Origin of the sequence: Intrasporangium calvum DSM 43043, assembly GCF_000184685.1 — a bacterium.
In the GTDB taxonomy this organism is placed as follows: domain Bacteria; phylum Actinomycetota; class Actinomycetes; order Actinomycetales; family Dermatophilaceae; genus Intrasporangium; species Intrasporangium calvum.
On the sequence record NC_014830.1, the window covers coordinates 2399106 to 2413126 of the forward strand.

At 71.3% G+C, this 14021-nt stretch carries 13 protein-coding genes; 4 read left to right on the top strand and 9 right to left on the bottom strand.

Going from position 1 to position 14021, the window contains the following annotated elements; translation table 11 throughout:
* Window positions 1–36: 36 nt before the first annotated feature.
* On the bottom strand, window positions 37–1281 hold the full coding sequence (gene hemW, locus INTCA_RS10890; protein ID WP_013492972.1) for a radical SAM family heme chaperone HemW: 1245 nt from the start codon (window positions 1279–1281) through the stop codon (window positions 37–39).
* A 162-nt stretch (window positions 1282–1443) separates the two neighbouring features.
* On the opposite strand from hemW, the gene INTCA_RS10895 reads away from it, so the two are divergent.
* The gene (locus INTCA_RS10895; protein ID WP_041307576.1) at window positions 1444–1623 is read left to right on the top strand and encodes a peptidylprolyl isomerase; all 180 of its coding nucleotides are present in this window, start codon (window positions 1444–1446) and stop codon (window positions 1621–1623) included.
* 6 nt (window positions 1624–1629) lie between these two features.
* Here INTCA_RS10895 and INTCA_RS10900 read toward each other — a convergent pair whose 3' ends face one another.
* The gene (locus tag INTCA_RS10900; protein WP_013492973.1) at window positions 1630–2100 is read right to left on the bottom strand and encodes an iron chaperone; all 471 of its coding nucleotides are present in this window, start codon (window positions 2098–2100) and stop codon (window positions 1630–1632) included.
* Between the two features lie 163 nt (window positions 2101–2263).
* Between INTCA_RS10900 and INTCA_RS10905 the strand changes: the two genes are divergently transcribed.
* A complete protein-coding gene (locus INTCA_RS10905; RefSeq protein ID WP_013492974.1) occupies window positions 2264–3079 on the top strand; it encodes a tyrosine-protein phosphatase in 816 nt (271 codons plus the stop codon).
* A gap of 71 nt (window positions 3080–3150) precedes the next feature.
* Here the strand turns inward: INTCA_RS10905 and lepA are convergent, their stop codons facing one another.
* Window positions 3151–5010 (bottom strand): translation elongation factor 4, encoded by a 1860-nt coding sequence (lepA, locus tag INTCA_RS10910; RefSeq protein WP_013492975.1) that lies wholly within the window; start codon window positions 5008–5010, stop codon window positions 3151–3153.
* 283 nt (window positions 5011–5293) lie between these two features.
* On the opposite strand from lepA, the gene INTCA_RS10915 reads away from it, so the two are divergent.
* Window positions 5294–5647 carry a cupin domain-containing protein gene (locus INTCA_RS10915; RefSeq protein ID WP_013492976.1) on the top strand — a complete coding sequence of 118 codons (354 nt, stop codon included), beginning with the start codon at window positions 5294–5296 and terminating at the stop codon, window positions 5645–5647.
* Between the two features lie 113 nt (window positions 5648–5760).
* Here the strand turns inward: INTCA_RS10915 and INTCA_RS10920 are convergent, their stop codons facing one another.
* The 3 genes from INTCA_RS10920 to INTCA_RS10930 all read right to left on the bottom strand — a co-directional run bounded on the left by INTCA_RS10920 (window position 5761) and on the right by INTCA_RS10930 (window position 9430).
* On the bottom strand, window positions 5761–6798 hold the full coding sequence (locus INTCA_RS10920; protein ID WP_013492977.1) for an ABC transporter ATP-binding protein: 1038 nt from the start codon (window positions 6796–6798) through the stop codon (window positions 5761–5763).
* Entirely contained in the window at window positions 6795–8243 is a 1449-nt protein-coding gene (locus INTCA_RS10925) for an ABC transporter permease (protein ID WP_234423754.1), read from the bottom strand. Before INTCA_RS10925 ends, INTCA_RS10920 begins: the two co-directional genes overlap by 4 nt.
* A gap of 158 nt (window positions 8244–8401) precedes the next feature.
* Window positions 8402–9430 (bottom strand): iron ABC transporter substrate-binding protein, encoded by a 1029-nt coding sequence (locus tag INTCA_RS10930; protein WP_013492979.1) that lies wholly within the window; start codon window positions 9428–9430, stop codon window positions 8402–8404.
* Between the two features lie 138 nt (window positions 9431–9568).
* Here INTCA_RS10930 and INTCA_RS10935 point away from each other — a divergent pair, with 138 nt between their 5' ends.
* Entirely contained in the window at window positions 9569–10147 is a 579-nt protein-coding gene (locus INTCA_RS10935) for a type II toxin-antitoxin system PemK/MazF family toxin (protein ID WP_013492980.1), read from the top strand.
* 87 nt (window positions 10148–10234) lie between these two features.
* Here INTCA_RS10935 and rpsT read toward each other — a convergent pair whose 3' ends face one another.
* The 3 genes from rpsT to INTCA_RS10950 all read right to left on the bottom strand — a co-directional run bounded on the left by rpsT (window position 10235) and on the right by INTCA_RS10950 (window position 14018).
* Window positions 10235–10495 carry a 30S ribosomal protein S20 gene (rpsT, locus tag INTCA_RS10940; RefSeq protein ID WP_013492981.1) on the bottom strand — a complete coding sequence of 87 codons (261 nt, stop codon included), beginning with the start codon at window positions 10493–10495 and terminating at the stop codon, window positions 10235–10237.
* Window positions 10496–10721: 226 nt separating this feature from the next.
* Window positions 10722–11681: a DNA polymerase III subunit delta gene (gene holA, locus INTCA_RS10945; RefSeq protein ID WP_013492982.1), complete on the bottom strand. Its 960-nt coding sequence runs from the start codon at window positions 11679–11681 to the stop codon at window positions 10722–10724.
* 54 nt (window positions 11682–11735) lie between these two features.
* Entirely contained in the window at window positions 11736–14018 is a 2283-nt protein-coding gene (locus tag INTCA_RS10950; RefSeq protein WP_013492983.1) for an ATP-dependent DNA helicase, read from the bottom strand.
* Window positions 14019–14021 lie beyond the last annotated feature (3 nt).

A 14021-nucleotide genomic window follows, 5' to 3' on the forward strand; every position in this document is an offset into this window, starting at 1 on the left:
CCTCGCCTCGGCTGGTCAGGCTCACGCCACCTGGGCTCACCACGCGATCAGCCGGTGCACGACCGTGTCGGCGAGCAGTCGGCCCCTCCTGGTCAGCACGACCCGACCATCACCCACCGCCGCAGGCCCGTCGACGAGCCCGTCCGCGATGAGTCCGGCCACGGCCGCACGCCCTGATCCTCGCAGAACATCGAGGGGCAGACCGTCCACGATCCGTGTGCCGAGCAGCACAGTCTCGTCGTAGCGCTGGTCACCGCTGAGGATCTCGCGCGCCAGGGCGGGCGACCCTCCCGCGACCAGCCGGGCGGCATACGCGGCCGGGTGCTTCGCGTTCCACCAGCGCACCCCGCCCACGTGGCTGTGAGCGCCGGGGCCGACGCCCCACCAGTTCGCGCCGGACCAGTAGGCGAGGTTGTGCCGGCACCGGGCGCCGTCGGAGCGGGCCCAGTTGCTCACCTCGTACCACTGGTAGCCGGCCCTGGTCAGCAGCTCGTCGGCCAGCTCGTACTTGTCGGCCTCGTCGTCGTCCTCCGGCATGGGCACCTGCCCCCGCCGCACCTGACCCGCCAGCTTGGTGCCGTCCTCGACGACCAGCGCGTACGCGGAGACGTGGTCCGGCCCCATCGCGACCGCGGCCTCGAGGCTCCGCCGCCAGTCAGCCAGGGACTCGCCCGGCGTCCCGTAGATCAGGTCGAGGCTCACCTGCATTCCCACGGCACGGACGGCTTCGACGGCCCGAGCGACGTTGTCGGGGTCGTGGGTCCTCTCGAGCGTCGCCAGGACGTGCGGAACGGCCGACTGCATGCCGAGGGACACCCTGGTGAAGCCGCCGACCGCGAGCTCGGCCAGTGACTCCGGCGTCACCGAGTCGGGGTTGGCCTCCGTCGTGACCTCCGCCCCGGGCGTGAGGCCGAAGCGCTCCCGTATGCCGCTGAGCACCCTCACGAGGTCGGCTGACCTCAACATCGTCGGCGTCCCGCCACCGACGAACACCGTCGACACCGGGAGCGCCGCGTCCCCCAGGACGCGGCGGGCCAGGTCCAGCTCGGCCAGGGCCGCGTCGGCGTAGGTGTCGAGGCCGATGGCAGCTGCGGAGCCGTCACGGGGGCCGAGCTCGGTCAGCGTGTAGGTGTTGAAGTCGCAGTAGCCGCACCGCACCGAGCAGAACGGCACGTGGACATAGATGCCCAGGTCGGTCGTCGCGAGGCCCGCCAAGGCCGAGCCGGGGAGCTCGCCGGATGCAGGAACCGGCTCTCCGTCGGGAAGGGAACTGGGCGGCATACGACCATTGTCTCAGCGCGGGAAGGGAGCGACCGACCTACCATCGCTCCATGGCGCGGGCTCCCGCCGGGGCACCCCAGACCGCCTTCCTCTCGGTGCGGCTGGTCCTCGCCCTCTGCACCGGCGACGTACCCCACCTTCGGGCGGGCGCCCGACCCGTCCTTGGCCGGGGAAGGGGAATGGATCGCGCGGATCGTCACGACCTGCGGACCGGTCGAGGTGCTCCTCGACGGGAGCAGGGCACCTGCCGGCGTCGCATCGTTCCTCGAGCTGGCTCGCTCCGGCTACTACGACGACAGCGGGTCCATCAGCATCCGTTCGGTCACCGTCCAGCCCCGCTGACGTCGCTCAGCCCGCGGCGCGCCTCACGAGGTCGCCGATCCGCTGCTCCACCTCCGGGGTGAGCTCGGTGATGGCGAAGGACGTCGGCCACATCTCGCCGTCGTCGAGCCGCGCCGAGTCATTGAAGCCCAGCGTGGCGTAGCGCGCCTTGAACTTCGCTGCGTCCTGGAAGAACGCGAGCACCTTGCCGTCCTTGGCGTAGGCCGGCATGCCGTACCAGGTGCGCGGCGTCAGCTCCGGAGCCGCCGTCGTGATGATGGCATGGACCCGTTCGGCGAGGACCCGGTCGACATCCGCCATCGCGGCGATCTTGGCCAGCACCTCGGCGAGCTGGTCAGCCTCCTGTGCCGCGCCCGGGCGACGTCGCGCGGCCTTCACCTCCTTGGCGCGTTCCTGCATCGCCGCCCGCTCCTCGGCGGTGAAGCCTCCGCTGGCGCTCGCCCGCGTCGTCTCGCTGGTCCTCTTCGTCGCAGTCATGGTGTGTCTCCTCCGTCGGCAGGCGCTGCTCGCTGCTGGTCCGGCCATCATCGCCCGGTCACGGTGATCATGCTTCTCCAGATCTGACCGATCTCGATGACGGTCATGACGGAGAAGCCGAGGCCGGCGAAGCCCTTTGAGGGGGATCGCTTATCGTCGTGAGGTGCACCAACCCCACTGGATCGACCTGCCGGGCGTCGTCAACATGCGCGACCTCGGTGGCCTGCCCACCGTGAGCGGCGAGGTCGTCCGGTTCCGGCGGCTGTTGCGGTCCGACAACCTGCAGGACCTGCCCGAGACGTCCGTCGCCGCCCTCCTCGAAGAGTACGGCCTGAGCGACGTCATCGACCTGCGGACCCACGTCGAGGTGGCCCGCGAGGGCGAGGGGCCGCTTCGCGCCACGTCCGTGCGCCATCACCACCTGACTCTCTACCGGGAGGACAGCGACGAGTCGGGCATCCCCGCCGCTGAGCGGGCCCTGCCCTGGGAGAAGGACGAGGCCGACGCCGCGATGCTGCGTGAGCGGCGCAGTGAGCACCACCCGAGCCACGACGAGTTCTGGTCCGGGCACTACCTGTCCTACCTCGCGACGCGCCCCGACTCGGTCATGGCCGCCCTGCACGCCGTCGCCAACAGCGAGGGCGCTGCCATCGTCCACTGCGCCGCCGGCAAGGACCGCACCGGCACCATCGTCGGCCTCGTCCTCAAGATGGTCGGCGTCCCCGACGACGTGGTGATCGCCGACTTCGCGGCGTCGGCACAGAAAGTCGCGGCCATCCTCGAGCGGCTGCGCAGCAAGCCGGCCTACGCCGACAACCTCAAGAACAAGACCATCGCCCAACAGTCACCGACCACGGACACGATGCGGATGCTGCTCGACGCCCTCGAGGCCCGCCACGGTGGGGTCCATGGTTGGCTCAAGGAGCAGGGCTGGACCCAGGCCGACACCGACCGGATGCGTCGCAAGCTGCTCGACTGAGAGCCCGTCGCGACACTCGGCCCGCGCTCGAGGTCACGTCCTCGTCGCGAGCGAGCCCAGCGGCATACGGACTACTTCTTGGCCTTGTCCCCGGCGGCGTCGCTGGACAGCGCGGCGATGAAGGCCTCCTGCGGGACCTCGACGCGCCCGACCATCTTCATCCGCTTCTTGCCCTCCTTCTGCTTCTCCAGCAGCTTGCGCTTGCGGCTGATGTCGCCGCCGTAGCACTTGGCGAGCACGTCCTTGCGGATCGCGCGGATGTTCTCGCGGGCAATGACCCGCGAGCCGATCGCCGCCTGGATCGGCACCTCGAACTGCTGCCGGGGGATGAGCTCCTTGAGCTTGGACGCCATCATGACGCCGTACGAGTAGGCCTTGTCCTTGTGGACGATCGCGGAGAACGCGTCCACGGACTCGCCCTGCAGCAGGATCTGCACCTTGACGAGGTCGGCAATCTGCTCGCCGTCCGGCTCGTAGTCGAGAGAGGCGTAGCCGCGGGTGCGGGACTTGAGCTGGTCGAAGAAGTCGAAGACGATCTCGGCGAGCGGCAGGGTGTAGCGCATCTCGACCCGGTCCTCGGACAGGTAGTCCATGCCCCGCAGCTGGCCCCGTTTCTGCTGGCAGAGCTCCATGATGGCGCCGACGAACTCGCTCGGCGCCAGCACCGTCGCCCGGACGATCGGCTCGCTCACCGTCGCGATCTTGCCCTCCGGGAACTCGCTCGGGTTGGTGACGTGGATCTCCTTGCCGTCGTCCAACGTGACGTCGTAGACGACGTTGGGCTGGGTGGAGATGAGGTCGAGGTTGAACTCACGCTCGAGTCGCTCCCGGACGATCTCGAGGTGGAGCAGGCCGAGGAAGCCGACCCGGAAGCCGAAGCCGAGCGCCGCGGAGGTCTCGGGCTCGTAGACGAGCGCGGCGTCGTTGAGCTTGAGCCGGTCGAGCGCGTCGCGCAGATCGGGGTAGTCGGACCCGTCGATCGGGTAGAGCCCGGAGAAGACCATCGGCTTGGGGTCCCGGTAGCCGCCGAGGTCCTTGCTGGCCGGCTTGCTCGCGTTGGTGACCGTGTCGCCGACCCGGGACTGCCGCACGTCCTTGACGCCGGTGATGAGGTAGCCCACCTCACCGACGCCGAGACCCTTCGACGGAACCGGCTCAGGGCTGATCACGCCGATTTCGAGCAGCTCGTGCGTCGCCCGGGTCGACATCATGACGATGCGCTCTCGCGGGTTGAGGTTGCCGTCGACCACCCGCACGTAGGTGACCACGCCACGGTACGTGTCGTAGACCGAGTCGAAGATCATCGCTCGGGCGGGCGCGTCCGCGTCGCCGAGGGGGTGCGGGATCGTGGCCACGATCTTCTCGAGGAGCTCCTCGACGCCCTCGCCGGTCTTGCCGGACACGCGCAGGCAGTCGGCCGGGTCGCCGCCGATGAGCCTGGCCAGCTCCTCGGCGTACTTCTCCGGCTGCGCGGCGGGCAGGTCGATCTTGTTGAGGACGGGGATGATCGTCAGGTCGTTCTCCATCGCCAGGTAGAGGTTGGCGAGGGTCTGGGCCTCGATCCCCTGGGCGGCGTCGACGAGCAGGACGGCGCCCTCGCAGGCGGCGAGGCTGCGCGACACCTCGTAGGTGAAGTCGACGTGACCGGGGGTGTCGATCATGTTGAGCGCGTAGGTGATGTCGCTGCCGGTGGCGTCCGTCACCATCCAGGGCATGCGCACGGCCTGGCTCTTGATCGTGATGCCGCGCTCGCGCTCGATGTCCATCCGGTCGAGGTACTGCGCACGCATGGCGCGGGCATCGACGACACCGGTCAGCTGGAGCATGCGGTCCGCGAGGGTCGACTTGCCATGGTCGATGTGCGCAATGATGCAGAAGTTGCGGATCAGCTCGGGCGGCGTTGCGTGGGGCGCAAGCGCGGTACGGGCCATGGGCGACACGGTGGGGCGAACCTCGCAGAGTCAGTCGGTCGTGGGATCAGCCCAGTCTCCCACGCTTTGGCGGGCCGACTTTCACGTATGCCGCTGGGCTGGCTCCCGCAAGCGGCTCCCCTCGCGCACGCTCCGCCTCTCCCGCAACACACCCGCTCACCGCGTGCTCACCCCGCCTGCAGGAGGGGGTCCCAGTCGACGAGCGGGTGTGTTGCGTCGAAATGCGGTGGAGCCGATCGACGCACGGATGACACGCTGGCCACGATCGAGCAGGAGGTATGTCGTGGAAGCCCTGATCAGCCGGTCCGACGGCCGTGAAGACGGCGAGCAGTGGACCGAGGACTACGAACGGCTGCCCGGCGGCGCGGGCATCTCGATCATCCTCGAGTCCACGGGGCGTGAGGGTGTGGGGCCGCGGCTGCATCGTCACCCCTACGCCGAGACGTTCATCATCCGCCGCGGGTCGGCGATGTTCACCGTGGGATCCGGGGCCGACGCCCGGCAGGTGCTGGGCCGTGCGGGCCAGGTTCTCGTGGTCCCGGCCGGGACGCCGCACTGCTTCAGGACGGGCCCGGACGGCTACGAGGCGGTGCACATCCACGCGAACGAGGAGTTCGTCACCGAGTGGCTGGAGTAGCCGATCGAAAGAGCCGATCGAAAGAGCAGTTCGTCCCACCTTCGCGTGGGGTTCTTTGCGCGGCCGGGGACGAACTGCTCTTTCGATCGGGGAGGAACTGCTCTTTCGATGGGTCAGGCGGGGTAGACGAGGGCCGGGCCGATGACCCGGATCGCGACATCGTCCCCACGCTGGAGCGGCGCCACCGTCCGGGCGAGCACCCGGAGCGGCACATCGCCCGAGTGGACGGTGAGGCGAGCCAGGGCGTCGTGCCCGAAGAAGCTGACGTCGTCGACGTGGGCCCCCTTGGCGCCCCGCTCGACCCGCCCGTCGACGCGGATCTGCTCGGGCCGGATGACGGCGACGACCGGGCCGTCGGCGGGGAGTGAGGAGCCGTGGATCGGCAGCCGACCGAGGATGGTGTCGACTTCGAGGCCCGACTTGGTGCCCGGCAGCTCGACGAGGTCCCCGACGAACCGGGCCACCTCGAGGTCGACCGGTCGGTAGTAGACCTCCGAGGGGCTGCCGTGCATCACGAGGCGGCCCTGTTCCATGACTGCGACGGAGTCGGCCATCGACAGGGCCTCCTCCTGGTCGTGCGTCACGATGATCGCCGTCGCGTCGATGCCGCGCAGCACCTGGCTCACCTCGTCGCGCACCTGGGCCCGCAGCCCGGCGTCGAGCGCCGAGAACGGCTCGTCCAGCACCACGACCCGGGGACTGGGAGCCAGCGCCCGGGCCAGCGCGACCCGTTGCTGTTGCCCCCCGGAGAGCTGGTCAGGGCGGCGTTTGCCGAGGCCGCCGAGCCCGACGAGCTCGAGCATCTCGTCGACCTTCGTGCGGGTCGAGCCGCCGCGGGGCAGGCCGTAGGAGATGTTGCCCGCGACGTCGAGATGCGGGAAGAGCGCCCCTTCCTGGGGGACGATCGCGACGCCCCGTCGCTCGGGCGCGACGTGCACGTTCTCGTCGACGACGGCCCGGCCGTCGATCTCGACCCGGCCACGGTCGGCCCGCACGAACCCCGCGACGATGCGCAGCAGGGTCGTCTTGCCGCAGCCCGACGGCCCGAGCACGGCCGTCAGCTCGCCCGACGACACCGTCAGGTCGACGTCCGCCAGCGCCGTGGTGGAGCCGAAGGCCTTCGACACGCCAGAGAGCTTTACTTCACTCACAGGTCCTCCGTTGCGGTGAATCGTCCCTGCGCACGCATGAGCCAGAGCGTCGGCAACACGGCGAGGAGCACGAGGGTGAGGGCGTAGGGAGCGGCCGCCGCGTAGGCGGCGACGCCGGTCTGGGTCCACAGACTGGTGGCCAGGGTGTTGGCCCCGGTCGGTCGCAGGAGCAGCGTCGCCGGCAGCTCCTTCATGATGGTCAGCATGACGAGCGCCGTGCCCGCCGCGATCCCGGGCGCAGCCAACGGGATCGTGACTCGGCGGAGCACCGCCAGGGGGGAGCTGCCCAGCGACCGGGCGACCTCCTCGATCCGCGGTGAGCTCATCGCCACGGCGCCCCGGACGGCGCCGACCCCCGCCGGCAGGAAGAGCACGGCGTACGCGATGAGCAGGAGCGGGGTCCGCTGGTAGATCGGCTGTGCGACCCGGACGCCGAAGAAGACGAGCGCGAGGGCCACGACGATGCCGGGAAGGGCGTGGCCGGCCCAGGTCGCCGTCTCGACGACGGCGCTGGAGCGACTGCGGTGCCGGGCCACGAGGACTCCGATCGGCACGGCGAGGGCCATGGTGGCGACGGCGCCCAGGACGGCGAGGAAGAGCGTGGTGCCGGTGCTCGTGAGCAGCCGTTCGGTGTCGATCCCGGCGGACAGCCCCGTCGAGAACCAGTAGAGGAGCGAGGCCACCGGGAACGCGAGCGCGACGAGGAGGACGGCCACCACGGCACCGGCAGCGACTGGTCCGAGGGCACCCAGGGGGTGTGGCTCGGCCCGGCGGGCCACTCCTGCCCCGACGCGCGTCTGCTCGACCGGCCGGCGGGTCCACCGCTCCCCCACGGCGATGACGACGGTGATGACGACGAGCAGGGTCGAGAGGACGGCGGCCGGCGTGCGGTCGAAGGTGGCCGTGTAGGAGGTGTGGATCACCCGGGTGAAGACGTCGTACTGGAGGATCGACACCGCCCCGAAGTCGCTCAGCGTGTAGAGCGCGACGAGCAGCCCGCCCGAGGCCGCGGCCGGCCAGACCTGTCGGGCCGTGACCGTCCAGAAGGTGCGCCAGGCAGACCGACCGAGGCTGCGGGAGACCTCTTCCTGCGCCGGGTCCACGGAGCGCATCGCCGCCACGACGGGCAGGTAGACGTACGGATAGGTGCACGCGGTGAGGACGATGGTCGCCCCCAGGAACCCGCGGGCCCACGGCGCGGCCGCGACCCAGGCGAAGGCGGCGACGTAGCTCGGGATGGCGAGGGGCAGGGGGGCGAGGACCGCCAGCGTGCGGCGCCCCGGCATGGCGGTTCGCGTCACGAGCGCCGCCAGCGTGATGCCGATGAGCAGGCACAGACCCGTGACGACCGCGGCGAGGCCGAGGCTGCGCCCGACGAGGGCGACGGTCCCCGGGCGGCTGAGGATCTCGAGGATCCGGGCCGGCCCCGCCTCGGAGGTCCGCACGAGCAGGTACCCCAACGGGAGGACGGCGAGCGCCGCCCCGGCGAGAGCCGGGACGACGAGCCACCAGGGCGGCCGCCCCTGTCCCTCGGGGGTCCGGGGACGCGGCAGGGTCCCGGTGGCCGGGGCGGCCGTCGGGGGTTCCGTCGTCGTCAGCTCGCTCAGGTCAGACCCACCTCGTTGAGCAGGGCCAGCGTCGTCTCGAGGGAGTCGAGCTTGTTGAGGTCGATGCTCGACTTCTCCAGGTCCGCGAGCGGCGGCAGGTCGTGCTTCGACGTGACTCCCGCGACGACGGGGTACTCCGCGGTCTGGTCGGCGAAGTACTTCTGGGCCTTCTCCGAGAGCAGGTAGTTGACGGCCTTGAGCGCGGCGGCCTTCTGGTCGGTGCCCTTGAGGATGCCGACGCCGGCGACGTTGATGAGGGCACCGGGGTCGTCGGAGCCGAGGAAGTGGATCCGGGCCGTGACGGCGTCCGCACCCTTCTCGGCGACCCGCTCGAACCAGTAGTAGTGGTTGATCAGCCCGAGCGCGACCTCGCCCTTGTCGACGCCGTCGAGGACGAGGATGTTGTTGTCGTACTTGCGCGGCTCGTTGGCCTTGAACTTCGTCAGCCACTCCCTGGCCCCGTCCTCCCCCTTGGCGACGCGCAGCGCGGTGACGAAGGCGTGGAAGGAGGCATTCGCCGGCGCGTAGCCGATCTTGCCCTTGTACTTCGGGTCGAGCACGGCGTCGACCGACGTCATCTGCTCCACCTCGGGGGCCTGCTGCGGGTTGTAGGCGATGACGCGCGCCCGCGCGGACGTGCCGACCCAGTGTCCGTCGGGGTCGGCGAAACCGGCGATGACGCGGTCCGTGACGGCCGCGTCGAGCGGCTCGAGACGCCCCTCCTTGGCCAGCGCCCCGAGGGCACCGGCGTCCTGGCTGAAGAAGACGTCGGCCTTGGTCGCGTCGCCCTCCTCGAGCAGCTGGGCGGCGAGCTCGCTCGACCCGGCGTAGCGCACGCCGACCTTGACTCCCGTCTCCGCCGCGAGGTCGTCGAGGATCCCCTTGACGAGCGACTCGCTGCGCCCGCTGTAGATGACGAGGTCTGCGCCCTCCGTCGTGTCCGCAGGTCCGTCACTGCCGCAGGCCGCGGCGCCGAGGACGGCGATCGCGGCGAGGGAGGCGCTGAGGATTCGGCGAAGGTGCACGTGCTGCTCCTGGCGGTGGGTCCAAGTTAGGTCAGACTTACCTTAGTGCACCGTCCCGGGTGCTCCGACTCGCGTTCCTCTTCATGGAACGCAGATCACACGCGTTCGGTGGCACCGTCGCTCAGTACGGTGTGGACCATGCCGCGTCGCCTCTCCGCCGCCCTGGACCGGATCACCACTGCCCTGCGGGAGCTGACCCGCCACGAGCCGAGGGGTGCCGCCCCCGCCGCCCCGCGCCGCTCGCGAGGCGGCCCCTCCCCCGCCGGAGACCGCGTCAACGGGGACCGGGGACCGAGCCCAGCGGCATACGGCCCCTATGCCGGTGACGCGACGACGCTGCCGGACACGACCTACGCCCCCGCGGTCGACGGGGACCCCGATCCGGGCGAGATCGTCTGGGCCTGGGTCCCGTTCGAGGAGGACTCGACGCGGGGCAAGGACCGCCCGGTCCTCGTCATCGGACACGAGGGTGACCTGCTCGTCGCGCTGCAGCTGACCAGCCAGGACCACGACCGCGACGAGGAGCAGGAGCGCCGGGCCGGACGGGAGTGGGTGGACATCGGGACGGGGCCCTGGGACCGGCGCGGTCGCCCCAGCGAGGTCCGGGTCAACCGGCTGCTCCGCCTCGACACGAGCCACCTGCGCCGGGAAGGTGCCGTCCTGGCGCGCGAGCGCTACGAGGAGGTCATCGCCGAGGTCCGCCGCCACCACCGGTGAGTGGGCAACGGCCGCTCGGCCGCGGCCCCCACGTACCGAGCCCCCCACCGGATCCGGTGGGGGGCTCGGTACGACGTGCAGGGAGCGTCAGAGCGACGCGGCCTTCTTCGCCATGGCCGACTTCTTGTTGGCGGCCTGGTTCTGGTGGATGACGCCCTTGGAGACGGCCTTGTCGAGCTTCTTCGAGGCGGTCTTGAGGGCGTCGGCGGCGGCGTCCTTGTCACCGGAGGCCACGGCCACACGGAACTTGCGGACCCAGGTGCGGAGCTCGCTCTTGACCGCCTTGTTGCGCTCCGTGCGCTTCTCGTTGGTCTTGATGCGCTTGAGCTGCGACTTGATGTTTGCCACGTGACGTTCTTTCTTGGTCGGGATGGTTGCCGTTAGAGGGCGGCAGGGCTGCTCGGGACCGGGCGTGGGGCACCCTTGCGTGAGCAGCTCCAGGATGGTGCTTGCATGCGCACACGACCTGAGCGCGCACGCAAGGAACAAAGTTACCAGCGGCGCGGGTGCCCTCCAAACTCGCCGGGTCCCGCTGCTCCGGCCTCCGGCGGATGCCGTATGCCGCTGGGCTGGCTCAGTGGCCGGCGCGGGCTCTCGTGATGGTCAGGATCGCACGCTCCACCGCGTAGACCGGGTCGCGTCCGCCACCCTTGACCTCGAAGTCCGCGGCCGCCACGGCCTGGAGTGCGACCGCCAGCCCGTCGGCGGTCCAGTGGCCGACCGCCCGACGGGCCCGGTCCACCTGCCACGGCGCCAGGCCGAGCGTCTTGGCGAGCTGCGCCGAGCTGCCCCGGCCGGCCGAGCCCACCTTGATCAGCTGGCGCAGCTGGGAGGCGAGCACGGCGACGATGGGCACCGGGTCGACCCCGGACGCGATCGCGTGGCGCAGGAGCCGGAGGGCCTCACCTGCCTGCCCCGCGACGGCCGCGTCGGCGACCCGGAACCCGGATGCCTCGACCTTGCCGCCGTGGTAGGTGTCGACGACCGCGTCGTCGACCGGCCCCTCGGTGTCGGCGATGAGCTGGGCACAGGCGGACGCCAGCTCGCGGACGTCCTTTCCGACGGCCTCGACGAGCGCCCGCACCCCGTCGCTCGTGATCTTGCGACGAGCCCGGGCGAACTCCTTGAGCACGAAGTCGGACTTGTCCCGGTCGCTCTTGATGGCGGGACACTCGATCACCTCGGCACCGAGCTTCTTGAGCGTGTCGAGGACCTTCTTGCCCTTCATCCCGCCGCCGTGCGTCACGACGATCGAGACGTCCTCGACCGGGGCACCGAGCAGGGCCAGCAGGTCGAGCTGCAGCTCGTCCGGTGACTCGTGCAGGCCGCGGACGACGAGGCACGTGGTCCCCCCGAAGAGGGAAGGGCTCGCGTGCATCGCGAGCGCTCCGGGCTCGTAGCCGGCGGCATCGATCCGGATGACGTCGGCGCCGGATGCCCTCGCCGCGCCGACGAGACGTGCCACGGCCCGCTCGACGAGCACCTCCTCGGGTCCGCTGACGAGCGCGAGCGGCGGAACGGCAGCGGCGGTCATGCCGCCAACTGTGCCACGAGGGTGCGACGACCCCACGCTGTCCCCGGGCGTCCCTCAGTCGAAGAGCTGGCCGGAGGACAGGGTGAGACCGAGCTGGCCGGCCCGAGCCGCGATGGTCGCCTCCGGCAGCTCGAAGTGCTCGACCAGCTCCTCGAGCAGCATCCCCGCGTCGGCCGCGTCGCGGAGCTCCTCGTCCTGCTCGTCGGACCACGCGTGCCCACCGGTCACCGCGCTCCGGGGCGAGGCAGCCACCGGGGGGTCAGCCGCAACGGGCCGCGCCGGGGCCACCGGGGCAGCCGGGGCAGCCGACGCCGGCCCCGGGTGCTCGGTGCCGTCACGGTCGGTCCGGGCGCCGGTCAGTGAACGCAGGGCCGGTTCAGCAACGGGAAGCGGGTCCGGCGCCGTCTCGTCCAGACGGGCCAGGGCGGCGAGCACCATGGCCTTGTCCGTCGTCGGCCAGAACGGCGGGAGGGAGCGCTGGAGGAACCCCGCATAACGAGCGGTCATCATCCGGGAGTCGAGGAAGGCCACCACGCCCCGGTCGTCCCCGCGTCGAACCAGCCGACCGGCCCCCTGTGCGAGCCGGAGTGCGGCGTGCGTCGCCGAGACGGCCATGAAGCCGTTGCCGCCCATCCGGGCGATGGCCTGCGACCGCGCGGAGGCGAGGGGGTCGTCCGGCCGCGGGAAGGGGATGCGGTCGATGATGACGAGCTGGCAGGACGACCCGGGAACATCGACGCCCTGCCACAGCGTCAGGGTGCCGAAGAGGCAGGTGCGGGGGTCGCGGGCGAACTGGCGGACCAGCGTCGAGATCTGGTCCTCGCCCTGGCACAGGACCGGGATGTCGTCCCCGAGGCGGGCTCGCATCAGCTCGGCCGCCGCCTGCGCAGCCCGCATCGAGGAGAAGAGACCGAGGGTCCGCCCGCCGGCGGCCCGGACGAGCTGCTCGATCTCGTCGAGGCTCTCGTCGCTGGCTCCGTCCCGACCCGGCGGCGGCAGGTGGGCGGCCACGTACGCGATGGCCTGCCGGCGGTAGTCGAAGGGGCTGCCGACGTCCAGCCCCTGCCAGGCGGGGGCGCCGTCGCCGCGGAGGCCGATGGTGCCGGCGACGGCATCGAAGGACCCGCCCAGCTCGAGGGTCGCGGAGGTGAGCACGACGGTGCGGTCGGCGAACACCTTGTCCCGGACCAGCATCGCGACGCTCATCGGGGCCACCCGCAGGACCGGGCCGCGGCGCTGGTCGTGGGCGAGCCAGACGACGTCGAGGCCCCGGTCCTCCAGGATGCGCTCGGCGTTCTCGTGCACCTCCTCGACGGCCGCGCGCGCCACCTGCCGGGCGCCGTCCGCCTCCTGGCCCTGGGCCGGCTTGAGGTCGGACTGGACCGCGCGGGCCGTGTCCCTGACCCGGCTCAACGCCAGCGTGACCGCCTCGGGCAGCCCGAGCAGCCGACCGTCCTGGAGTGGCTCGAGGGCCGCCGCCAGGAGCTCCCCCGCCTCGTCGAGGGGCTGGGTGTTCTCCGAGAGACGACCCGCCTTTCGCGCCGCCGCCGTCACCATGGCACCGGTCAGCTCGTCCGTGATCGTCGCCGTCACGCGGTCGACGAGCTCGTGCGCCTCGTCGACGACGAGGAGGTCGTGCCCCGGGAGCATCTGGCGCCCCTCGAACGCGTCGATCGCCATGAACGAGTGGTTGGTGACGATGACGTCGACGTCCTTCGCCGCCTCCCGCGCCCGCTCGACGAAGCATGCTGCGACGAGCGGGCACTTGCTGCCGAGACACTCGTGCGCCGACACGGAGACCTGGCGCCACGCCCGCTCCGTGACTCCGGGCACGAGCTCGTCACGGTCGCCCGAGTCGGTCTCGGCGGCCCACTCGCGCAGGCGCACCACCTCCTGCCCCAGCCGTCCCGCACCGGCATCGACCTGGCCGACGGAGAGCAGGCCGTCGTCCTCCTCCGGGAAGCCACCTTCGATCTTGTTGAGGCAGACGTAGTTGCGGCGGCCCTTGACGAGCGCATAGGTCGGGCGTCGGCCGAGGAGGGGCTCGAGGGCGACGGCGACACGAGGCATGTCGCGGTCGACGATCTGGGCCTGCAGGGCCAGCGTGGCCGTCGCCACGACGGCAGGGCGGCCAGCCGCCTGGGCGTGAGCGACCGCCGGAACGAGGTAGGCCAGCGACTTGCCGGTGCCGGTGCCCGCCTGGACGAGCAGGTGCTCGTCGTTGGCGATCGCCGCGGCCACCGCCCGAGCCATCTGCACCTGCCCTGGCCGCTCGCTGCCCCCCACCGCGGAGACGGCGGCGTGGAGGAGCTGGTCGAGGGAGGGTGGGGCGGCCATTGG